Genomic DNA, 23,294 nt, shown 5'->3' with positions numbered 1-23,294 from the left:
GAAAATCGTCCCGGTTTATAAGTTTGGACAGAGTTCTTGAATGTTCAATATGTCTAGAATAAAAGTATTCCTGATTTTGACCTTGGCTTTGGGAGTTTCTACCCAAACCTATTCCCAAGGGGATGAGAAGCAGGTAGGGCACCTGCGTATCCTAGGTTCCGACCAGGCTCATTGGAAGCAGATCGATGATTTTTCAGTATTGCTCGACTGGGGATTTTATCCGGAGCAGATCGATCTGCGTTTCCGGATCGGTAATCTACCGGAGGAATCCAAGACTGAATTCCTGATCTTTCCTTGGAGTCTTTTGGATTCCGTCCAAGTTTGCGACTTAAAGGGAGACTGTCAGCGGGCAGGTTTCATTCATCCGGTCAATGAATGGCTGATCCCAGGGATATTTCCCGTTTTTCCCCTCCGAAAATTCCTGGAAAATAGCTCGGAGATCAATATTAGGATCCAGTCTAGGAATTATATACTCTCAGAAGTTCGATTAGTAAGCGCAGAAGAATTATATTCCATTTCCACAGTTTATTCTGGAATTGTGTTCTCACTTCTGGCACTTGTGATCGTACAGATCGCCTATTTAATCAATTCCTATGTTCGTCTTCGTTCTAAGTGGATTCTATATCAGATCCTGTTTTCATTTGGTATTGGGCTTACATTCTTATTCGTGTCTGGGATAGCCTCCAGATATCTTTTTCCAGGATTCGGTTTACCTCTTTCTTTAGGGAAGAAGATCATGATAGGTTATCTGATCATTTCTGGAACTCTCTGGGTTTCTCATTTTCTAAAGATCAGGCAGAATTTTAAACCGGTATGGTATTTTTATAATACTGTAAATATTCTAACTGCGATCATGGTCGCTTTAAGTTTTACTAAATTTCCTAGACAGTTCGTTTCCCGTTCTTTTACGATTTTCTACCTGGCTGTGACAGTAACAGCAATCCTTCTCAGCTTGGTTGCTACAAAGAGGAAAACGATCCAAACCCGTTGGTTTGTGTTCGGGATGTTCTCTCTACTTGCAATAGAGATATTAAACATCATTTCATATAAGGCATTCTTTTCTTTCGATGGAAAAAGTTTCTTATTCTTTTTAGCATTTTTCGTTCCAATAAACATATTTCTCACTAGTCGCTCTGTTAGGACAAGGATCCGAGAATTAGAATATGAAATTTCTTTAAGAAGAGAAGAACTTAAGAATTTCCAAGTGGATAAGACATCCTCGGACATATCAGGAAAGAAAAAATCTCAAATCGTCGGTATCAATGTAGACGATACACTAGCTCGATTGAACAAACTACTGGATGAAGACAAGATCTATTTAGAAGAAGAATTGAGGATCAGCGATCTTGCTGCGGTTTTAGGTCTATCAGTTCATCAGGTTTCAGAGCTTTTAAACCAAGTGCTGAATATCTCTTTTCCTGACCTGCTTAAAAAATACAGAATAGAGGAGGCTAAGCGGATTATTCTAAATGATCCTTCCGCAAATATACTGGATCTCGCGTTTTCTGTAGGTTTTCAATCCAAGTCTTCCTTCTATGATTCTTTTAAGAAGTATACAGGATTAACTCCGCAGGAATTTAAAAAATCAGCTTCACTCGATTCTTCTGAGGAAACTGAAACTTAGTAAGATAGATTGTTTCTTGAACTTTGATTTGGCAAAAAGCTGGTTTTGCCGAATGAAAGTATACGCAGGATGTTTATTCTTGCTGATTAATTGAGAAAAATATTAAAGCTGGAATTGCGGATGAATTGCAATGTTCATCCAAATTCTAGGGACGATATTTCCTTTTAGATCCCAATCTTCCGCGCTCCAATTTACTTTGTCCGCTTCTTCTTTCGCTAAATACGTTATGTACACTTCTATTTCAGCACTATTGCCGTAACTATCGGACATCGGAAAGAATGCTCCGATTTTACATTCTCCAACGTTTTTATAATTCTTATATATAGAGATATAAGATTCAGCCATTTTCGATTTAATCCAATCGATACGCATTTTTTTAGTCATGTCGATAGTGCTCTTGGCGTCAAATTGTACCTCTACTCCTAGTAACCCATTTTCAGAACGTGTAATAACCACGTTCTTTAAAGCTTCCTCTCCAATTTGTTTTTTTACAATCAATTTGATTTGATCTTCTTCACTTAAGGAACCTATTTCTTCTTTGCTTAATTCATACTTAGGTGGCGAGAATATTCCAAAAAGAATTATAGAAACTAGGAGGGCACCCCCGAATATGAGAGAGGTTTTTTTACGAGTTGGTTCCTTTATCCATTTAGAGAACAGGGTTGGGTTTTTGAGTCCGGCGAAAAATGCCAGAAAAAGGGCTAACGTTACAAGGGATAGAATTAGTTGCATAGGTTTGTAATTTAATTTGTATGAAGTAAAGTAAACCACAAAATGGCATAATTATGTAAAAATATAAGTCTTTTGCAACATGTGGAGAAGTTTCGAAAAAGAAAATGCTCTCTTTTTCGAAACTGTTAATCAATAGATCAATACCAGTTGATCAGTTCAACTTGGGTAGAAGGGCTTGATTCTTTTACAAGAGCCTTAAACTTTTCGGTGTCACTTAATCCGTCTTTTCCGCGGTAATGATATGGATACACAACTTTCGGTTTAAAATCTTTCACTGCATCCGCTGCTTTTTCTACAGTCATTGTGTAAGGTTGGTTCATACAAATAAATGCGATGTCAATATTCTTCAAAGATCTCATTTCTTTAATATCTTCAGTGTCTCCGGAGATATAGATTGTCTTTCCACCAAACTTGATCAAATAACCATTTCCTCTTCCTTTAGTATGTTTATCTAAATGTTCTTTGGTAATATTATACATAGGAATCGCAGAAATATTAATATCACTTACGGAAGTGGATTGCCCATTCTTTAAACGAGTGACATTAGTATATTCTTTTGCTTCTTTTGCAACTGCTTCTGGAGCGATGATCTGAGTTTCCTTAGTGGCGATCTCTCCCAAAGTTTTTAGGTCCATATGATCTGGGTGAATATCGGTAATTAGGATCAGGTCCGGTTTTTTCTGATCTTTATACTTTTCTCCTCCCCAAGAAGGATCCACATAAATTGTTTTTTCGCCAATTGTCAGAACTAAACTTCCATGAAAGATTGGCTGGATTTGGATAGAAGTTTTGGAACTAGGAATCTCAATTTTAGGTTTTGGTTCTACTGTTGCGCATCCTATCAATCCTTGTATAAGGCCAGTAACTAATAGTGCGGTTAAAACGATTCGTATATTTCGAAAAAGATTACTTATTGATCTCATGAGATCTCCTTGTTTTTGATCTGGATGTTTCCGGTGTTCCGGAAAACTAGACCGATTGAAAATCCAGAATATTTTCCTTTTTGGACTTTGTAAAGATAAGTGTCGATATAGACCGAAGGCTAATTAGGTATTTTATATTTCTCTAAAGCCTTAAAAACGACTACATCCGTCTGAGATTCGGCTACTCGAATAATCCGACCTAAACGAACTTACGGTTTTCTAAATCGATCAGAATAAGAAATACCGCTATTAGGATCTCGAATCTTGGAGAAAAATTTATGAAGATCATAGTTACAGGTTCATTAGGACATATCAGTAAACCTCTTACTGAAGAGTTGGTCAGAAAAGGACATTCAGTTACTGTAGTAAGCAGTAATCCGGAAAGGAAGAAGGAAATAGAAGGCTTAGGAGCTATCGCTTCTATCGGAAAAATGGAAGACAGCGATTTCTTATTTCATACTTTCCAAGGTGCGGATCTAATATATGCGATGGAAGCTATAGGCTATCATAGCTTCTTTGATCAAAATTTGGATGTGATGGAAACGATTCGTAAGATCGCACAAAGTTATAAAGATGCGATCCAGCGATCTGGAGTCGAAAAAGTGATTCATCTTAGCAGTATTGGAGCTCATACCGATTCTGGAAATGGTATTCTTGCATTTCATTATATTGCTGAAAATATCTTGAAAGAGTTACCACAGAATGTTTCTATTAAGTTCATGCGTCCTGTAGGATTCTATTATAATATGTTTGCGTTTATCCAAACAATCAAAGCGCAAGGTGTTATAATTTCGAATTACGAAGGAGACGAGAAGGAGCCTTGGGTATCAACCTTAGATATTGCAACGGCCATTGCAGAAGAGATTGATAAACCTTTCAACGGAAGAAACATTCGATATATAGCGAGTGACGAAGTTTCTCCAAATGAAATCGCAAAGATATTAGGAGAGGCTATCGGAAAGTCTGATCTGAAATGGACTGCCATTTCGGATGAGCAGTTATTGAATGGTATGATTGCAGTGGGAATGAATCCTAAAACCGCAAAAGGTTTCACTGAGATGAATGCTTCCAGAAGGGGTGGCGTGTTATACCAAGATTATTACCGTAATCGGCCAACACTAGGAAAAACAAAACTGAAAGATTTTGCAATAGAATTTGCAAAGGTTTACAATCAACAAAAGTAGATTTGTAGAATGACAAGTTATACGCCATACAGAATAAAAACGATCAGCGAATTTCATCAACTCAGAGGTTTGCCAAAACCAGAACATCCTTTGATCAGTATAGTGGATTATGCTTCCATCAAACATTCTGCGGAGTTCAATGTTACAAGCTGGGCCATGGATTTTTACTCGATCTCCCTAAAGAGAAATCCATCCGTAAAAATGAAATATGGACAGCAGGAGTATGATTTTGATGAAGGGATACTTTTCTTTATGGCACCTGGCCAGGTTTTTCGGATAGAAGTAAGTAATGAATCTATAGTAAAACATTCCGGATGGATCTTGCTCATCCATCCGGATTTTATTTGGAATACTTCTTTAGCAAAGACCATTAGGAAGTATGAATACTTTGATTATTCCGTAAACGAAGCCTTATTCCTTTCGGAAAAGGAAGAGATTATTGCCAATAATATCATCCAAAATATCCGACAAGAATATCATTCTAATATAGATAATTTCAGTCAGAATATTATTATTTCACAAATAGAGACTCTTCTTAATTATTCAGAAAGATTTTACCATCGGCAATTCATTACTAGAAAGATCACAAATCATAAAATTTTAGATAAGACAGAAGAAGTTTTAGCTGAGTATTTCAGAGAAGGAGATTTGAAACAAAAAGGTCTTCCTTCCGTTCAATATATTGCAGAAATGATAGGTATTTCTCCGAATTATTTAAGTGGGCTTCTCAAGGTTTTGACCGGACAGAGTACTCAGCAGCATATACATAATAAATTGATCGAGGAGGCTAAGGAGAAATTGTCTACGACGGATCTGCCTGTCACTGCAATCGCTTACGAATTAGGATTCGAACATTCTCAGTCTTTTAGTAAATTATTTAAAAGTAAAACAAATCTTTCCCCGCAAGAGTTCAGACGTTCTTTTAATTAGATCTTCTGTTAGTCGAGGCCTGAGGGAGGACATCAACGATAACTTCAATAGCAGGAAAAATATGGGGAGGAGTGCTTAATACTATAGCATCATGGCCAAACTATTAAGCGCTCTGCTTTCTTTATTTGAATTCGTATCTATAACTTCCGCCGAAATAAGCTCTTGCGCCGTGATATGCAGAACAAGAAACTTCCTCTACTTCTATCCTATTTTGAAAATATTCGAATTCCAATAAGCAACAATCTGGATCTTCCGACTTGCAGCCTTCAGATGAGGCCCAGCTCCATTTACCTTCTTTAGAAGGAGTCCAATTTCCGCTTACTTCTCCTAAATGAGCTGTAGGACCTCTGACAACCTCAAAAGAAAATTGAATATTCTTATTCGTTTTGTCTCTGAAAAGTTTTAAGCTGCCTCCGAAACCATCGGTATAAGAGCCTAATCCTTCCTTAGATATTGCGCCGAATTTCCAGACATGGTTTAGGTATTTCGTTCTTTCTTCTGTGGTTCCTGTTTTGCAGATGATTGTTTCTATCCCTGATTCATCTGAGGCATACATAGGTCCTTCGCATACTCCGTCTCTGTATCCGATCCAAAGAATTTGTAATTTTTTCAGATCTTCTTTTTGGGATTCCGATAAACCTTCTCTTATCTTTTTATAAGTCACATTCAATTCTTTGTCAGCTGCTTGGTATTCCTTAGAATAACATTTTTTCTGATCGTTTTTATTTTTGATCTTGGAGCAGGAATCTGCTGGCTCGGATGTTTTGGAGAAGGAGGAAAATGTAAGTGCGAGTAGGAAGATAGTCAGGCAAAAGCGCATAAAGGAATTTTATTATTCACTGGTCTGTGGCAATAATTTTTCTTATAAAAAATCTAAAAACATTCAACCAAATGGTTGACTCTTTATTTGGTTTCTGGTATACATTTAACCATATGGTTGAATCTAAAAAATACGACCTCGATCTGATATTCCAGGCATTGTCAGACCCTACGAGGAGAGCAATGCTAAGAAGCCTTTCTAAAAAGGAGAGAGTGATCACAGAAATCGCAAAACCTTTCGAAATGTCCCTTGCCGCTGCTTCTAAACATATTAAGGTTTTGGAAAAGGCGAGGCTAGTGAATAGAAGAAAGGAAGGATCTTTCTCCTATCTAAGTCTGAATGGAAAAGCGATGCTGAGTGCGGATAGATGGATTCAACATTATCGGAAATTCTGGGAGGATCAATTGGATTCTCTTAAGGAACTGTTGGAGGAAATAGAATGAAAACAGCAGAATACAAACTGCAAGTAGCTAAATTTATAAAGGCAAAAAGAGAGAAGGTCTTCGAAGCCTGGATTAAACCGGAAATTATGAAAAAATGGGGCTGTCCTAAAGAGTTGAAGATCGGAGAGATCGAGATGGATTTCAAAGTAGGAGGCAAATATAGGACCTCCATGTTAGGAAACGGGGATATTTATATCGCTACAGGGATATATCAGGAAATTATTATGAATGAAAAACTCGTTTTTACTCATGGCTGGGAAGGACCGGACCAGGGAAATACCCTTGTGACTGTGACTTTTCAGGATAAAGGAGAAGGTACGGAAGTGATCCTTATTCACGAGAGACTACCTAACGAAAGTTCCATGGAAGGTCATAAAGAAGGCTGGATCAGTACTCTAGATAATTTGGAGCTTCAATTTTCATAGGAGTGTGGATCTACGGGTTAGGCATATTTATGAATTGTGAGAAATGATTCTTGCCAATTCGCTTATCATTTTCTGAAATAAGAAATTAGATGCCTAAAACGAATTTTGACATTCTTTGGATCATCCTTTCTTCAGGATTAGTGTTTTTTATGCAGGCCGGATTTTTATGTTTAGAATCCGGCCTAACGCGTACCAAAAATTCGATTAACGTAGCAATTAAGAATATTACCGATTTTGGAATTGCCACTCTTGTTTTCTATTCAATAGGATTCGGACTTATGTTCGGCACAACCTATAATGGTTGGATCGGAAAGGATATGTTCATTCCTGATTTTTCAAAAACAAATCCTGAAACATCAGTTTTCTTTTTGTTCCAACTTATGTTCTGCGGGACTGCTGCGACTATTGTCTCCGGTGCAGTTGCGGAAAGAATGAAGTTCGGTGCCTATATTATTGTTACTACAATTATTTCTTCTCTGATCTATCCTATTTTTGGCCATTGGGTTTGGGGGAGAAATCTGCAGGATTGGAATCAATTTACTGGTTGGCTCGCTCATCTTGGTTTTATGGATTTTGCAGGCTCCACTGCGGTTCATAGTGTTGGAGGTTGGGTTGGACTTTCCGCCATGATACTCATCGGAAACAGAACCGGAAAATATGGCAAAGACGGATCGATTAGAAAGATCACCGGGCATAATCTACCACTTGCAATGCTTGGTACATTGATACTCTGGTTCGGTTGGATAGGATTTAATGGAGGAAGCACTCTTGCTTTCTCATCCGAAGTCCCAAAGATAATTGCAAATACAATGTTTGCTGCTTCCGGAGGGATGGCTTCCAGCTTAATTTATGGTTGGATTCGTTTAAAATATGCAGAAGCAACTCTCCCTTTAAATGGAACCTTGGCAGGACTTGTTGCAATTACCGCTCCTTGTAACGCGGTTAATTCTATGGAATCAATTTTGATTGGATTAGTTGCAGGAATTCTAATGTTCGAGGCTGGAGTTCTTTTAGATAAATTTAAGTTAGATGATGCGGTAGGAGCTATTCCTGTTCATCTTGTCTCTGGGATCTGGGGAACCTTGGCAGTTGGATTTTTTGGAGACCTTGCTATTTTAGATACTGGGTTAGACAGAACTACTCAAATCCTAGTGCAGTTGCTCGGCGTGGTTTCTTGTGCGGTTGTTTCTTTTGGCGTAAGTTATCCGTTTCTTTATATCATCCATCGTTTTTATAGTTTGAGAGTTTCTCCTCAGAATGAATACCAGGGCCTCAATTATACGGAACATAGGGCCACTACTGAGCTGATAGATCTGTTTTTGGAAATGGAATACCAAAAACAGACAGGAGATCTAAGTCAGGATCTTTCTATCGAACCGTTTACAGAAGTAGGACAGATTGCAGAGAGATATAACCTGGTGCTTGATAAAATCAGGACCAATATCAAAGAAAAAGAAACTTTAGCCGTTGAGTTAGAACATAACTTAAGTTTACTTCAAAGTGATCTATCTACCGCTCGAAAGATCCAATCTGGGATCATTTCTCAAGAAGATAAACTTACAGGTGATCTGGAAATTACAGTAAGATATCTTCCTCTCACAGAAGTAGGCGGAGATTTTTTCGATATAATGGAGCTTCGTCCAGGTTTGACACGGGTATTTCTTGCGGACGCAACTGGGCACGGAGTGCAGGCTGCACTTTTGACCATGGCGATTAAAGCAATTTATGAATCCTTAAAGCGTGGGATTTATAGTGTTACAGAGATTTTATATCATTTAAACAATGAATTTTTGCATACATTCAAAAATTTGAATCAGTTCTTCACATGCATAGTAGTCGATATTGACACAAACTTAAATTTGATTAGATATTCTTCTGCAGGACATGTGCCTCAATACTTGATCCAAGGTCAAGAAATCCAATCTCTGGAAAAAACTGGAAGGATCATGGGGGTGATCCCGAATACAAAATATACTTCTAATGAGATGGAATTTACGCAAGATTCTAAATTAATACTTTTTACAGATGGCCTTTTCGAACAATGGAACTCTAATAAAGAGGAGTTTGGGGAAGAAAGAGTAGAGGCGATCATAGGAAATCTAAAAGGAATTCCAATAGGAGAAGGAATTAATCAAATATTAAAAAAATTAGATGAATTCCTTGCCGGATCTCCAAAACAAGATGATATCTCAGTTTTAGGGATCAGCAGAAAAACAAAAAAATAGAAACTTGTGTTTCGGTTATAAACTTGTGAAAATTCCTTAATTTGATAATTCTCAAGATCTATGCTATACCTTGTATTCAAATACGCAGTGACTTCTGCTTTAGTCGTTTTAATTTCTGAAATTGCTCGAAGAAATGACCGTTTTGGAGCCTTGATTGCTTCTCTTCCGTTGGTAACAATTTTGACCTTACTTTGGTTGCAATTCGAAAAAACGGATCCAGAGAAGATATCCAACCACGCTTATTATACTTTTTGGTTTGTAATCCCAACCTTACCTATGTTTATAATATTTCCCAAATTGTATTCTGCTTTAGGTTTTTGGTCTGCACTAGGTTCTTGTATTCTCCTTACTATTTTTCTTTTTTTATCTTTTAATTATGTTCTTGAAAGATTCGGAATCAAACTTATTTAAAATTCCTGAATTTACTTCTTGCTCGCGAGGATACGAATATAGAATCAGTTTTTGTTTAATAAATAGAGAAGAGAAGCATGCCCGCTAAAAAATCAAACCGACCAAGTCCTGGAAAATCACTCGCAATAGGCAGGTCCGCCGAAATTTCGGAATATGGACCAAATAAGATCCTGAAATTATTTTTTAAAGAATTCCCCACCTCTGAGGTTAGTACAGAATATTCTAATTCTGTAATTGCTTTCTCAGAGGGTGCTACTTCTATGAAATGTTATGAGAAAGTTAAGGTCGGAGATAGACATGGATTGATCTTTGATAGATTGGATGGTATTTCGCTCACCAAACTCCCAGACAAAAAGCCTCTGACTTTTTTCAGTCTTTCTAAGATACTTGCTGACCTTCATCTTGGCCTGCATAATAAGAAGGCCAAAAAGATGCAGGATATAAGATCAGAAGCAGTGAAAGTTCTTTCTAAAGAACCACTTTCATTTCTGAGCAAAGACGAGAAGAAAATCGCAAAACAATTCATAGAAAATTTGCCTGAAGGCTCCTCTGTTTTGCATCTAGACTTTCATCCAGAAAATGTTATCGTTACAAGTGATTCGTTTGTGATCATTGATTGGATGACAGCATTAAAAGGAGATCCTGCTGCGGACGTTGCTTCTACTGTTTTTCTGTTCCAAGATGCGGAACTTTGGCCGGGAACTCCATTCTTAAAAGTATTGTTTTATACCGTAGTTCGAAAGTTCATCTTAAAAGGTTATTTGAAAAGGTATCTTTCTGTCTCTGGAATGGATTGGAAAGATATAGAGAGATGGAGACTTCCTATATTAGTATTTCGTTTAGGACTTTGGAATATAGAAAGTGAAAGACCTGCGCTTCAAAAAGAAATTAGAGAGATTATCTCATCTTCTAAGGTAGGTAAATGAATCCTCAAAAATTAGAACGTTTTATCGAAAATATAGAAAATGAAACTCGATTTGATGTATTGATCATTGGAGGTGGAATCACTGGTTCTGCCTTAGCTTATGAAGTAGCAAGTAGGGGATTATCTGTTGCTTTGGTCGAAAAAGAGGATTTTGGTGGGGCAACATCATCTGCCACAGGAAAGCTTATCCACGGTGGGTTGAGATATTTAAAACGTTTTGATCTTTCCTTAGTCCGAGAAGCTCTTAAGGAAAGGAGGATCCTATCTAATATTGCTCCAAATCTAGTATATCCTTATCCAATGATACTTCCGAATCCAGGTCTACTAGAAAGGATAGGTCTATTCGTTTATGATCTGCTTTCATTTGATAGAAATCGGACTTGGGATAAATCTAAAAAAATTCCTGCACATAGATTACTTTCTAAAGAAGAAATTAGAAGCCGAGGCTTGGCGATGGACTCAGCAATCTATTTTTATGATTGTATCATGCCTAGTCCGGAAAGATTGACTCTGGCATTTCTGAAATCTGCAGTCCAAGAAGGTGCATTCGTTTCTAATTATTCAAAGGCAGAAGAACTGATCTTTGATGGTGATCGCGTAATTGGGGCGCTCATAAAGGATACCATTCATAATAAAAACATAAAATTGAATGCTTCAGTGGTTGTGAACGCTTCTGGTCCTTGGAGCCAGGATTTCTTGAACGGAACTAAGAAAATAAAAGTTCCTATACCTAAAACAAGATCAGAAGGGATATATCTGATCACTAAAAAATATTTTGATACTATGGTGCTTCACGTAGGTAAAAAAGGCCATTTCAGTTTTGCCCCTTGGAGAGGGAAGAATATGATTGGACCTACTGAGAAATCATATTACGGCACGGTAGAAGAGTGGAAACTTTCTCCGGAAAGTATTTTGGAATTTTTGGAATATATTAATTCTTCAGGTTTGCTTACTGAGAAATTAGAATTGAAAGATATTGAGTTTGCTTACGGTGGACTAAGGCCTCTTGCAGAGACTGGGGGAGAAGAAGGGGGAACTTACTCAGCTTCTCGAAAATCAGAATTGCAAGATCATTCTAAAGAGAGAATAGAGGGACTGATCAGTGCAGGTGGCGGAAAATATACTACTAGTCGTCATTTCGCAGAGAAAATATTTAAACTCATCCAAAAGAAAATTTCTAAAAAAGTAAAACCGAGTGCTTCTGCGAAAAAATTCCTAAAAGGATGCGAGATCTCTAATGTTGAATCTTATTTAGAAAATGCTAAATCTTCCCATTCCAATTTTTCCAAAAATACTATAGAGTATCTCGTTCGACATTATGGAACTGAATATGAGTCAGTTCTGGAATTGGCAAATACTTCTAAACAACTATCAGAAGTATTAGATGAAGATGGAGAATTGGCAGCTCAAGTTTTATACGCGATCCGTTTTGAAATGGCTATGACATTGAAGGATATTTTCTTAAGACGAACTGGACTTGGAACTATAGGGCTTCCTAAAGACGATGTGCTATCTAAAGTGCTGGAGATTGCGAGTAAAGAATGGAACTGGTCTTCTGAAAGAAAATCAGAAGAGATGCTAAAACTAAAAAGCAGACTTAAACAAGCCGTTTTACTTTAATTTAGAGCTCTCACGATCGGGAAATCGTTGCATCAAAATTATAGCTAACTCGATTTAAATCGAAAGAGACTACTCGTTTGAGGGATTCGGATTTCGCTTGTTTGGTAAATAAATTGCTTTGCAGACGAAAGTGGTTCGTTTAAATTACTTATCGAATGCCCGGAATTATCCCATTGTTTAATAATATTAAAAAATTATTATATATTATCTGTTTCTTATTATTTGCAAATTGCGGAGCCATTTCCACCGAGAATCCTTGTGATCCCTCAAGTAATGCTTTTTTAAACACTCAACTTATAAAATTCCTTCTAAACGATACGAGCTCCACTTGCGGAGGGGTGACCGGAAATTCCTGCAGTATTTTTAAGAATGGTGAAGCGGCTACAATCGTTTTAGGCCAATCGGATTTTACGGACAACAGTTCTTTTGGAACAGCCCCTAATCAATTTCGATCTGTATCCGGAGCTACAATGGACCTTCAAGGAGGACTTTGGATAACGGATTCTTATGGTGGTCCTAGTGATGCGAGAATCATGCATTTCCCCGCACCTTTACAGACTTATGGGAACGCAAACATTATACTTACTGCTTCCCCAATGGAGGCGAGACAAATTGCAATGGATTTAAGTGGCGGGATCTGGGTGGTTTCCGGAACTACTTCAACTGGGAACGCTGTTCAACATTATGCTCCAGGGATGAGTTCTGGAGATTTGCCTGATATGATGCTTGGAACTGGAGTATCCTCCCGGACTATAAACACTCTGAGTAATCCATACGGGGTTGCGGTAGACCCAGGGGACAAAGTTTGGGTTACGGATTATTTTAATGATCGGGTTCTACGTTTTTCACCGTCATTTAGTTCAAGCCAGAACGCTGATCTGGTAATCGGTGCAGATGACTTCACTTCAGCTGGAGGTGGGGCGTCAGATACTAGATTCACCAGACCTACCGGTATTGCAGCAGATTCAGCGGGAAATCTCTGGGTCTCAGATTTTACAAATAATCGGGTTCTTCGATTTAGCCCTCCTTTTACAAATGGAATGCAAGCAAACATGGTTCTAGGGCAGCCTAACTTTTCTGCCTCAGCTGGAGGAACAAGCCGTTTTGCCTTACAGGGCCCGAATGGAGTTAGCATCGAGCCTAATGGAGCAGTTTGGGTAGCTGATTCGAATAACGGAAGAGCTGTCCGTTTTTCCCCTCCTTTTAGCGTTGGTCAAGGAGCAGATAGAGTGCTTGGTAAACCTGATTTTAATGCCGGTTTTGACGGCTCTGCTACTTCGAAAAATACTGGAACTGTTATTTCTGTGGCAGTTGCTCCTTGCGGCCTTTGGGTAACCGATTCTTTCAATAGGCGAGCCCTCTTTTTCCCTTAAAAGATTTCTGGAAGCCCACTTCGCGTGCTACGTATTTCTTTCGCTTTTTGAACGAAAATCATTTCTTAAAATTATAATTTTCTAGGACGATTGCAATTCCTTGTCCACCTCCAATACAAAGAGAGGCCACTCCATATCGGAGATTTCTACGTTTAAGTTCATAAGCCAAAGCTAATGTAACTCTTGTCCCACTTGCTCCGAGCGGATGACCTATTGCAATTGCTCCACCGTTTACATTTGTTTTTTCCGGATCTAATCCTAATTCTCGGATAACTGCTAATGTCTGAGAAGCGTAGGCTTCGTTGATCTCGAATAGATCTATATCTTTTAAACTTAGTCCAGAATTTTCTAGAGCTTTTGGGATTGCAAATACCGGACCTAAACCCATCATTTTAGGATCGCATCCTATATTCGCATAACCTAATATAGAAGCTAAAGGTTTTATCCCATTACCTTTAGCCCAATCGTCTGAGGCGAGTAGAATGGAGGCGGCCCCGTCATTGATTCCGGAGGCATTACCTGCAGTAACAGTTCCATCTTTTAAGAATGAAGTGGGTAGGTTTTTTAATTGAGGCAAACACTCTTCTCCTCGGATTTGTTCGTCTTTGTCTAGTAAAATCGATTTTTTCCCACCAGTTTGGACAGCTATCATTTCTGATAAGAAGGTTCCGCTCTTTGTGGCCTTCTCCGAACGCACTTGGGAAATTCCAGCCCATTCATCTTGTTCCGATCTAGAAATTTTGAAATGTTGGGAGATATTTTCTGCAGTCATTCCCATAGTCAGATCTGCAAAACAATCCGTGAGACTTTGGGCAAGTCTATCTTCTGCGATCGTGTCTCCGTATTTATTTCCCCATCTGGCACCCTTTAATACAAAAGGCGCGTTACTCATGGATTCGGTTCCACCTGCAAGTATGAGATTGTTTTCATTTGAGAGAATTTTACGAGCCCCTATTAGGATACTTTCAAGGCCTGAACCGCAAAGCCTATTTACTGTAAGTGCACTGGATTGTTCTGAGAGTCCTGATCTGAGAGAAATATGCCTGGCAAGATATGCGGAATCTTTATTATCCTGTATTACATTTCCATAAATAGCTTCTTCTATCTTAGATGGATCTACTCCGATTTTTCGAACGGTCTCTTTGGCTGTAATTATGGCCAAATCGGAGGAACTATAATCTTTTAATCCTCCACCAAATTTTCCGAAAGGAGTTCTAGCTCCATCTACTATTACTACCATATATGCTCCTTATGTGTTGTATATACACTATATGTTTCTTACTAAAACGTTTTTTCTAAATATATTCATTAGACTTGGTTTTGGGTTTCCAGAACTGGGATTTTTCTGACTTCCGAAAGCACCTTTAAGGTTTCTTGGAATTTAGATTTTCCTAATGATTTAGTAAGTTCGCTCTGTGCTTTTTCCCATAGCAAGATAGCCTCTGCTAATTTGGATTCACCCTTTTTAGTAAGAGATAGGTTTCGAACATTACCTGCCGCTTTTTTTTCGATCCGGATTAGGTGATCCCTTTTTAGTATTTCCAAACTTCTTTGTAGGGTAGTTCTATCTATATCAGTCAGTCTCGAAAGATCTGTAATACTACATTCTTCTTCATGTCCTATTCCAACTAATATGCTAAATTGTGTAATCCTGAGGCCGGACGGTTTGAGTATAGAATCGTAATAAGAAGTGATTAATCTGGCAGTCCTTCTTAAACTTACATTCAAGCAGGATAGACCTATTTTCTTGAGTTCTGAAGAGGAAGGTTTATTTTTCATATCTTCTATCCAAATGGTGTGTATGCACTATTCCTCGGTCAAGCTCAAAAAGGCTTTTAGAATATTGATTATTGCCTCAAAGCGGGGTATTCATGGGTAGGTTTTGGTCGATTTTCCTTTATGATTCTATAGGAAGAATCCTTTTCCTCCAGGATACATTCATCCAAAAGAGATCTAAATGCTCTACTTACTGATTCTGGAGTGGTTCCTATTAGAGAGGCCAATTGATTTTTCGTAATAGGAAGAGTAATTAATTTTTGAGAGGCACCGCATTCTTTTAAAAAATTTAAGATTCTATCTTTTACGGAAAGATGAAGGTTCTCTACCAATTTTTTTCTGAAATAGTTGAGATGTTGTATTGTTACAGCTGAAAATAAATAGAGTGCTTTAGTGTTTTCGAATAAGAAGGATGTGAATTCCTTTTTAGGATAATACGTCAATTCTCCATCTTTTAATGCTTCGCAAAATGCTGGGTAAAAGCAGGGTTCCTGAGGTTGAAAGATAGGATGTGCTGCGACCAATTCTCCCGGATAAAATACCTTTAAGATGGCTTCCTTTCCATCTTGAGATAATGAATATACTTTAAAGATACCTGATATAATCTCAAAAAAACCTTCGTAAGGATCTCTTTCTCCGAAAACTACCTCTCCTTTTGAAATTTTTTTTCGAATACCTATCGATGAGAGCTCATTTGGATATTCTTTTTGGATTTCAACCCAAAGATCGCTTGTTTGAACGCTTAACGTTTTTGCCATAACGGATGTTTTATGTTCGTTTTTCAAAATAATTCAAGCCAAAAGAGTTTATAAATTTTCCAACCTAACTTGATCTATATCAAGGAAATTTTTTGAAACATAGCTCAAAATACTCCCGATTTCTAAATCACTGTTTCCCGCGAGCTCGCGGTTTTTTTTAAGATAAGGAAGAGAGTATGCTTACAAAATTTCAGGCGAAATTATTTTTCCTGGTCGGGACATTTTTATTCTCCGCAGTTTTCCTGCTTCTTACTTATGATTCTTTAAAATACGTTTATTCTTCTCCTTCTTCCAAAACTTTAAGTGAGGAAGTGATCCGAGGCAAAGAGCTTTGGGAAAAGAATAATTGTATGGGATGTCATACGATCTTGGGAGAAGGAGCATATTACGCTCCTGAATTAACCAAGGTTTACGAAAGAAGAGGTCCTGAATGGATTCGTGTTTTTCTAAAGGATCCTCAAGCTATGTATCCTGGGGAAAGGAAAATGGTGAAATACGATTTTTCTGAATCTCAGATCTCGGATATCATCGCTTTCTTAAAGTGGAATGGAGAGTTGGATCTTAAGGGATTTCCCCCTAAACCTGAATATAAATCTTCTACACAACTCGTAAATGCCGAGTCAGCTGCTGTTGCTCAACCTGAAAAATTTAAACAGATCTGTACTGCTTGCCATTCAGTTGGAGGTGCTGGAGGAAACGTAGGTCCAGCTTTGGACTCAGTAGGAAAAAAATACGATATTGCATATCTAGAAAATTGGCTGAGGGATCCGCAAAAAATCAAACCGGGTACTGCGATGCCTAAACTTCCTCTAAGCGATAGTGAGATCAAGGATCTCTCCTCTTATCTCTCTCAATTGAAATAAACAAATAGGATTAGAATATAACGGTTTTTTTATGAAATATAAATCTCAAAAAATTGCATATTGGTTCTTTGCTACCTGCATGCTCTTGTTGTCCCTGCAAATAGTTTATGGATTCGTGATGGGATTTGCCAGAATGGGGTTCGATGTTTTGCATGATTGGGTTCCATTCAATGCTGCAAGAGCAACTCATACAAATTTGTTGGTAGTCTGGTTACTAACAGGTTTTATGGGTGCTGCACATTATATTATTCCGGATGAATCTGATAGAGAGATTTATTCAGAAAGACTTGCATACCTCCAACTTATCTCTTTAATTTTGGTCGGTGTTGTGTCCATTATAGGGTTTCACTTTAATTATTGGGAAGGTAGAAAGTTTTTAGAAATCCCTCGCCCTTTGGATTATCTGGTCGTAGTTAACGTTCTATTATTCCTTTTTAATATAGGAATGACAGTTTGGAAGGGAAAAAGGTATACTACAACTTCTCTTGTTCTGTATTTTGGTCTTTTCTCCGCTGCTCTTTTGTATCTTCCAGGAATGATCCAATTCAATAGTCAAACGGTGGATTCGTATTTCCGTTGGTGGGTAGTTCATCTTTGGGTAGAGGGAGTTTGGGAATTGATCATGGGAGGGATACTTTCTTTCCTTCTAATCAAACTCACTGGAGTGGATAGAGAAGTTATCGAGAAATGGCTGTATGTGATTGTCGGGTTAACTTTCTTATCCGGGATCTTGGGAACAGGCCACCATTACTACTATATAGGAGTTCCTGAATACTGGAAATGGGTTGGCGGATTCTTCTCTATGTTGGAGCCTCTTGCATTTCTTGCTATGGCGATGTTTGCAATCTCCATGTATCGGAAAAGTGGAAGGAACCACCCAAATACGATCGCTCTATTCTGGACGATTGGAAGTGCAGTCATGTCTTTCGTTGGTGCTGGATTTTTAGGATTTGCTCACACTCTTCCTCAGGTAAACTTATATACTCACGGAACATTGATCACTGCAATGCACGGACACCTCGCTTTCTGGGGGGCTTATGCAATGATTGTTTTTGCGATCTTAACATATGCGATGCCTTTGCTTACTGGTAGAAAACTTTGGAATAATCCAACAGGACTTTTTGCATTCTGGGCTTCGAATATCGGAATGTTAGGTATGACCGGAGCATTTGCGGTAGCGGGTATCGCACAAGTTTACCTAGAAAGAAAATTAGGACTAGACTTTTTGACTGTTCAAAAGGAGATCCAAGTTCACTTCTTAGGATTGATACTTGCAGCAACTGTTTTCACTTCGGGGATTATCGCATTCATTATTAACTTCATACGTTTTGGAGCTCCAACGGATGAAGCCTTAGGGGCAGAGCAGACTTCAGGAGATATTTCTCTTGCCCGTAGATCCTAAAACAGATCATAAAAATGGAATGTTGGCTCAAAACGAGATTCCATATTATAGACCTATTGGGCAAGAGATAGAAATATTCGAACACGCTTATAATAATAGACTCCCTATCTTGCTCAAAGGTCCCACAGGTTGTGGTAAAACTAGATTTGTAGAATTTATGGCATCCAAATTAGGTCTTCCAATGACAAGCGTATCTTGTCATGAGGAAACTTCTGCTGTAGATTTGCTCGGAAGATTTTTGATCCAAGGTTCCGAGACTGTCTGGCAGGACGGACCTTTGACTAGAAGTGTTCGCTCCGGTGGAATATTATATATTGATGAAATTGCAGAGGCAAGACCTGATACGATTGTCTCTATCCATCCTTTGACAGATCACAGAAGAGAAATTTTCATTGATAGAAAGAATGAAAATTTAAAGGCTCCGGATACTTTTGTTTTAGTAGCTTCTTATAATCCGGGTTACCAAAGAGGTTGGAAAGAATTAAAACCTTCTACAAGACAAAGATTTATATCCATCCAATTCGATTATCCGAACAAGGAAACAGAAGAGGAAATATTAAGCAAGGAGACGGGAATTTCTTCTTCCATTTCTTCTAAACTAGTAAGGCTTGCAGAGAAAATCCGAAATCTCACAGAGTTGGGACTATTGGAATCTTGCTCTACAAGATTACTTGTGGATGCCGCAAAATTGATCTCCACAGGTTTGCCCTCTCGATTATCTTGCGAAGTTGCCATTGTCCAACCATTGAGTGATGATCCAGATACGATCCGTTCTTTAAAAGATCTGGTCTCTTTAATGATCTAATATGGGTTGGGAAGAATTCGTATTTAAGAAAACATATAATACTGTTCGGGAGATTTTCTCTCCTGAGAAAGATCAATTCTTACATAATAAAATAGCAAAACTTTCCGAACTTAAGCCAAGGCTTTCTATTCTCGCTAAATCTTTGACCGGGGAGAATATAGAAATATTTCCTGCGGAAAGAGAAGGAGGATTTCAGGACCAAATCTACTTCTTGCCACAATCCTATTTTCACGGACCTGACATTAACTCTAATATTCAATTTTATATATTCAGAATACTTTATATTTCTGAACAAAGAAGGTTAGGGTTTTATTGGAAAAAAGGAGAAACTAAGGGCAGAAGCGAATCTTTACACGCTGCAGCAGAAACCTATCCACAGGTAATTGCAAGCCTGATAAAAAATTTTCCGGACGCAATATCCATTTTAAGATCTGTAGAAAATATAGAGAAGGAATTTCAAAGATCTATACTAAAGAATAAGAATCTTCCTGAAGATCTTTCCTTGTTACATGGAATTTGGATGTCTTCTTCTTCAAAAAGAGAAAGTTCGATATCTTCTCAAGAATTACATTCTCAAAAAAATGAAAATGATAAGATTGAAACAGAGTTAGAGGGAGTCCCCAGAGAAAGGGTAGAAATTATCCAAGCGGATCTCAAATCACAAGAAGATTATACTTTAATGCACCAATTCGAAAAGGTAGAAACTGCAGAGGAATTCCAAGGAAATTGGCGGGACTTTGATGGATCTGATACTTTATCAGAACAAGAAGAAGCAATTCGAGAGTTAGATCTCAGACATACAGTTCGTTCTAACGAACCTACTCATTCCGTTTTTAGGACCGATTTTTTCTCAGGATTATTTGCGGGAGAAGTGGAGAATGATCGCTCTAATGAAAATCCAATTTTGTATGATGAATGGGATTTTAAAAAGAAGAAATTTAGAAAGGATCATTGTAAAGTATTCCCGAAACAATTTCCGGATGGAAATTACGGATTCACTCAAAAAGTTTTCCAAGAAAATCATAATATATTAAATTCACTTCGATCCAGAATGAATCGATTTTTTAATCTGAAAACGTCTCTTAAAAGACAAACTTATGGAGAAGATTTGGATCTGGATGCTGCTCTGCAATATTTTTCGGATCTATCTTGTGGCCAAACTCCCGGCGAAAATGTATATTTATCCGATAGAAAGAAGCTTAGGGAAGTTTCTATACTGTTACTCGCTGATATGAGTTTGTCCACAGATTCTTATGTAGATAACCAAAGGATCTTGGATGTGGAAAAAGTTTCCTTGGTATTATTTGGGCAGATTTGTTCAGAATTTGGAGATCGTTTTAGGATAGATTCATTTTATTCTAATACTAGAAATCATTGTGATTATTCGAATATAAAAAGTTTTGATGAACCTTGGGAAAGATCAAGAGACAAGATAGGACTTATGGAAGCTAAAGGGTATACACGGATAGGACCTGCGATTCGACATTCCCTTTCTTTGATCCAAAATGAAAAAAGCCAAAAACGTTGGATTCTACTTTTGACAGATGGAAAGCCGAACGATTATGATCGTTACGAAGGAAAATACGGAATAGAAGACGTCAAAAAAGCGATCCAACAATGTGAAAGAGCGAATGTAGGAGTTTTTGCTCTCGCGATCGATAAGAGTGCAAAACAATATCTTCCCGCTATGCTTGGGAAAGAGTCTTATAGGATTTTACCAAGTCCGAAAGAATTGCCGGAAGCATTAACTGATTTTTTTATCAAATTAGTCCGGTGAAATCAGAACAATTTGAATTTATATTATAATAGTTTGATATTTGTTTTATGGAGTAAGTTGTGAAAAAAATTCCTTTAGGATTGATTTCTTTAGTTTTATGGTTAATCTCTGTTTCCGTTATTCTCTATTTTTTCTTTTCCGGAAATGTGTCCGAATCAATAGACGGTAGAATTGCAATCCATTTGAACCCTCAAGAAAGGAATTTAGTTCTAACTGAGATGCGAGGATTGCTTGCATCAGTTAATGGGATCGTTTCTGCATTAGCCGAAGATGATTATAAAAAAGCGGAATTAGCTGCTTCTGCAAGCGGAATGGAAATGGTAAAAAAGTTGGAAGATGAGGAAAAAACGATCCTTTTAAAATTACCTATAGAATTCAAACAATTGGGGTTTGGTACGCATGACCAATTCGATAAGATTGCAGAAGATCTAAGACAGAAGAAAGACACTAAAGGCATTCTAAAAGAATTAGACAAGCTCACCCAAAATTGTGTTAGATGCCATGCTACTTATAAAATAGCATTTTAAAATATTCAGAATATCCGAAAGTCATTTCCCAGTGTTTTATTCCCAAAAGGGTAAGGTTTGTTCTCAGCTCTTTGAATAAAATATTCCCCCATTAAGTTCTCCGGGATATCGTTCTAACTGAACAAAATCGTCGTTGAGGAAATATATGTTCAATTCGTTCGGAAAGGTTTTGAGAATTTTAAGGGATAGCGAGCAGAAAAGTCAATTAGACCTGGCATTAGATGCAGGAATCTCATCTAAACATCTTAGTTTCTTGGAATCGGGCAGGGCGAAACCTGGAAGAGAGATTGTTCGTAAGTTAACCGAAGCTTTGGGGATTTCTTCTCCTTATCGCAATCTTCTGTTTGCAGCGGCTGGATTTTCTTCAGAACACAGTTCTTTGCAAAGTGAACAAAACGTTCAGAAAGAATTATTAAAAAAAATGATCTTAAGGCAAGATCCGAACCCCGCCTGCGTAGTTGATCAAAAGGGGAAGATCATCGTATCTAATAATGGAATGGATTGCCTCGTCTCAGAATTGAACGGAACGTTTTCATCAGCAGAAGGAATGAGCCGCAATGAACTCATTTTGAGTGATAAAGGTTTTGGGCGTTATTTATTGGACTACGAAATTTTCTCGGATAGAATGAACAGTTGTACTGCTTTCGAAGACTTAGTGATCGATAGAATTGCTCATGGAACAATAGAAATTCAAAAAAATGAAATTGGAAAACTTCCCAAACTACAGTTAAGGTATGAAGGAATACTTTCCTTCGATTTAATAGAAACAGTAATTGGACATCCTTTTGATATTAATTCCGAATCTATTCGCTGTTATTATATGATTCCTTCCGATGAAGGAACTTCTTCTTCAATGGAGCGATTTCACGAAAGATTTAAAGAGCTCACAATAGAGTTTTCAAGTGTGTCCTCAAGAAATTTAGATAAAAAAATAGAGAATATTACCTCCTGGTAATTGAGATTTGAGCTCGAAGATGTTAATTTTCTGAAAGAAGAGAGATTGAGCCTCTTCTTAAAAGTAAATTCGGAGAAACGGGTGAAACAAATTAAATTTCTATTATACGGGATCCTAACATATATACTTATCGGGAGTGTACTGCATCATATAATTTTTCCGGAGCCTTCTCCGCCAAGCGAGCTTTACCCTATGCCTGGAGATACGATCGTAAATAATTTCGCTTCCGAAAAGGTGATCTTTTTAAAGACAGACTCAGAAGAATTTTCAGAGGCGGAACTCTTTTTGCAACCAGGTGGAGCGATACCAAAACCGCATATCCATCCCAATTACGATGAAACTTTTATTGTTAAAAAGGGAAAATTAAATGTGATAAGTGACGGCAAAACATACGAGTTAAATCCCGGAGAATCTTTTACTGTTCCTAAAGGAACCGCTCATCAACCTTTTAATCATGGTTTAGAAGAATTGAATGCGATCGTAAGAGTGAAACCTTCTGGAAAATGGCCGTTTTTCCTAACTCAGATCCATGGATTTTTTACTGAAAACGATACTCCTAGAAGCGATATCTCATTTTTTTTACAAGCGATGCTAGTTACCGGTTATTATGATGATACATATTTGGCTAGTCCTTCCGTTTCGGTACAGAAGATTCTTTCTTTCTTAATTTCGCCTACGGCAAGGTTATTCGGTTTTAGGAGTTGGAAAAAAGAATATGCCTTAAAATGGAGAAATGCAAAGGACTAATAAAATTATAAAAATTAAATATAATAGATATCATCTAAAATCAGTAAAT

23 protein-coding genes are annotated in these 23,294 nt (G+C 37.7%); 17 read left to right on the top strand and 6 right to left on the bottom strand.

Annotated elements, in window-relative coordinates; translation table 11 throughout:
* Positions 1-49: 49 nt before the first annotated feature.
* Positions 50-1,624 (top strand): helix-turn-helix domain-containing protein, encoded by a 1,575-nt coding sequence (locus B1C82_RS18855; RefSeq protein ID WP_086449362.1) that lies wholly within the window; start codon positions 50-52, stop codon positions 1,622-1,624.
* Between the two features lie 102 nt (positions 1,625-1,726).
* On the opposite strand, the gene B1C82_RS18850 is transcribed toward B1C82_RS18855, so the two are convergent.
* Positions 1,727-2,356 carry a hypothetical protein gene (locus tag B1C82_RS18850; protein WP_086449123.1) on the bottom strand — a complete coding sequence of 210 codons (630 nt, stop codon included), beginning with the start codon at positions 2,354-2,356 and terminating at the stop codon, positions 1,727-1,729.
* 137 nt (positions 2,357-2,493) lie between these two features.
* A complete protein-coding gene (locus B1C82_RS18845) occupies positions 2,494-3,279 on the bottom strand; it encodes an MBL fold metallo-hydrolase (protein WP_086449122.1) in 786 nt (261 codons plus the stop codon).
* 278 nt (positions 3,280-3,557) lie between these two features.
* On the opposite strand from B1C82_RS18845, the gene B1C82_RS18840 reads away from it, so the two are divergent.
* Both B1C82_RS18840 and B1C82_RS18835 read left to right on the top strand, forming a co-directional pair.
* Entirely contained in the window at positions 3,558-4,463 is a 906-nt protein-coding gene (locus B1C82_RS18840; protein ID WP_086449121.1) for an NmrA family NAD(P)-binding protein, read from the top strand.
* A 9-nt stretch (positions 4,464-4,472) separates the two neighbouring features.
* Positions 4,473-5,393: a helix-turn-helix domain-containing protein gene (locus tag B1C82_RS18835; RefSeq protein WP_086449120.1), complete on the top strand. Its 921-nt coding sequence runs from the start codon at positions 4,473-4,475 to the stop codon at positions 5,391-5,393.
* A gap of 121 nt (positions 5,394-5,514) precedes the next feature.
* Here B1C82_RS18835 and B1C82_RS18830 read toward each other — a convergent pair whose 3' ends face one another.
* Entirely contained in the window at positions 5,515-6,213 is a 699-nt protein-coding gene (locus B1C82_RS18830; RefSeq protein ID WP_086449119.1) for a lysozyme inhibitor LprI family protein, read from the bottom strand.
* A gap of 71 nt (positions 6,214-6,284) precedes the next feature.
* Here B1C82_RS18830 and B1C82_RS18825 point away from each other — a divergent pair, with 71 nt between their 5' ends.
* The 7 genes from B1C82_RS18825 (at position 6,285) to B1C82_RS18795 (ending at position 13,635) form a co-directional block, all read left to right on the top strand.
* A complete protein-coding gene (locus B1C82_RS18825; RefSeq protein ID WP_335900659.1) occupies positions 6,285-6,656 on the top strand; it encodes an ArsR/SmtB family transcription factor in 372 nt (123 codons plus the stop codon).
* Positions 6,653-7,081, top strand: a complete 429-nt coding sequence (locus B1C82_RS18820) for an SRPBCC family protein (protein WP_086449118.1) — start codon at positions 6,653-6,655, stop codon at positions 7,079-7,081. The genes B1C82_RS18825 and B1C82_RS18820 overlap by 4 nt, the downstream gene beginning before the upstream one ends.
* 89 nt (positions 7,082-7,170) lie before the next feature.
* Positions 7,171-9,306: an ammonium transporter gene (gene amt, locus B1C82_RS18815; protein ID WP_086449117.1), complete on the top strand. Its 2,136-nt coding sequence runs from the start codon at positions 7,171-7,173 to the stop codon at positions 9,304-9,306.
* A 60-nt stretch (positions 9,307-9,366) separates the two neighbouring features.
* Positions 9,367-9,717 (top strand): DUF3147 family protein, encoded by a 351-nt coding sequence (locus tag B1C82_RS18810; RefSeq protein WP_086449116.1) that lies wholly within the window; start codon positions 9,367-9,369, stop codon positions 9,715-9,717.
* Positions 9,718-9,794: 77 nt separating this feature from the next.
* Positions 9,795-10,643: a phosphotransferase family protein gene (locus B1C82_RS18805; RefSeq protein WP_086449115.1), complete on the top strand. Its 849-nt coding sequence runs from the start codon at positions 9,795-9,797 to the stop codon at positions 10,641-10,643.
* Positions 10,640-12,262, top strand: coding sequence for a glycerol-3-phosphate dehydrogenase/oxidase (locus B1C82_RS18800; RefSeq protein WP_086449114.1), 1,623 nt, complete (start codon positions 10,640-10,642; stop codon positions 12,260-12,262). The genes B1C82_RS18805 and B1C82_RS18800 overlap by 4 nt, the downstream gene beginning before the upstream one ends.
* A gap of 470 nt (positions 12,263-12,732) precedes the next feature.
* Positions 12,733-13,635 (top strand): NHL repeat-containing protein, encoded by a 903-nt coding sequence (locus B1C82_RS18795; RefSeq protein WP_234008363.1) that lies wholly within the window; start codon positions 12,733-12,735, stop codon positions 13,633-13,635.
* Positions 13,636-13,693: 58 nt separating this feature from the next.
* On the opposite strand, the gene B1C82_RS18790 is transcribed toward B1C82_RS18795, so the two are convergent.
* The 3 genes from B1C82_RS18790 to B1C82_RS18780 form a co-directional block, all read right to left on the bottom strand.
* Positions 13,694-14,875, bottom strand: coding sequence for a thiolase family protein (locus B1C82_RS18790; protein ID WP_086449112.1), 1,182 nt, complete (start codon positions 14,873-14,875; stop codon positions 13,694-13,696).
* 68 nt (positions 14,876-14,943) lie between these two features.
* Entirely contained in the window at positions 14,944-15,414 is a 471-nt protein-coding gene (locus B1C82_RS18785) for a MarR family winged helix-turn-helix transcriptional regulator (protein WP_086449111.1), read from the bottom strand.
* Between the two features lie 68 nt (positions 15,415-15,482).
* Positions 15,483-16,169, bottom strand: a complete 687-nt coding sequence (locus tag B1C82_RS18780) for a Crp/Fnr family transcriptional regulator (RefSeq protein ID WP_086449360.1) — start codon at positions 16,167-16,169, stop codon at positions 15,483-15,485.
* Positions 16,170-16,345: 176 nt separating this feature from the next.
* Between B1C82_RS18780 and B1C82_RS18775 the strand changes: the two genes are divergently transcribed.
* The 7 genes from B1C82_RS18775 (at position 16,346) to B1C82_RS18745 (ending at position 23,245) form a co-directional block, all read left to right on the top strand.
* A complete protein-coding gene (locus B1C82_RS18775; RefSeq protein ID WP_086449110.1) occupies positions 16,346-17,032 on the top strand; it encodes a c-type cytochrome in 687 nt (228 codons plus the stop codon).
* 31 nt (positions 17,033-17,063) lie between these two features.
* On the top strand, positions 17,064-18,434 hold the full coding sequence (locus B1C82_RS18770; RefSeq protein ID WP_086449109.1) for a cbb3-type cytochrome c oxidase subunit I: 1,371 nt from the start codon (positions 17,064-17,066) through the stop codon (positions 18,432-18,434).
* Positions 18,418-19,239 (top strand): CbbQ/NirQ/NorQ/GpvN family protein, encoded by an 822-nt coding sequence (locus B1C82_RS18765; RefSeq protein ID WP_086449108.1) that lies wholly within the window; start codon positions 18,418-18,420, stop codon positions 19,237-19,239. The genes B1C82_RS18770 and B1C82_RS18765 overlap by 17 nt, the downstream gene beginning before the upstream one ends.
* A 1-nt stretch (position 19,240) precedes the next feature.
* Positions 19,241-21,016 carry a nitric oxide reductase activation protein NorD gene (locus B1C82_RS18760; RefSeq protein ID WP_086449107.1) on the top strand — a complete coding sequence of 592 codons (1,776 nt, stop codon included), beginning with the start codon at positions 19,241-19,243 and terminating at the stop codon, positions 21,014-21,016.
* Positions 21,017-21,075: 59 nt separating this feature from the next.
* On the top strand, positions 21,076-21,543 hold the full coding sequence (locus tag B1C82_RS18755) for a hypothetical protein (RefSeq protein ID WP_086449106.1): 468 nt from the start codon (positions 21,076-21,078) through the stop codon (positions 21,541-21,543).
* 145 nt (positions 21,544-21,688) lie between these two features.
* Positions 21,689-22,498, top strand: a complete 810-nt coding sequence (locus B1C82_RS18750; protein ID WP_086449105.1) for a helix-turn-helix domain-containing protein — start codon at positions 21,689-21,691, stop codon at positions 22,496-22,498.
* A gap of 81 nt (positions 22,499-22,579) precedes the next feature.
* Positions 22,580-23,245 (top strand): cupin domain-containing protein, encoded by a 666-nt coding sequence (locus B1C82_RS18745; RefSeq protein ID WP_086449359.1) that lies wholly within the window; start codon positions 22,580-22,582, stop codon positions 23,243-23,245.
* Positions 23,246-23,294: the final 49 nt, after the last annotated feature.

The organism is Leptospira venezuelensis (genome assembly GCF_002150035.1).
GTDB classification, from domain to species: Bacteria; Spirochaetota; Leptospiria; order Leptospirales; family Leptospiraceae; genus Leptospira_B; species Leptospira_B venezuelensis.
This window is presented reverse-complemented; position numbering and strand designations above follow the sequence as displayed.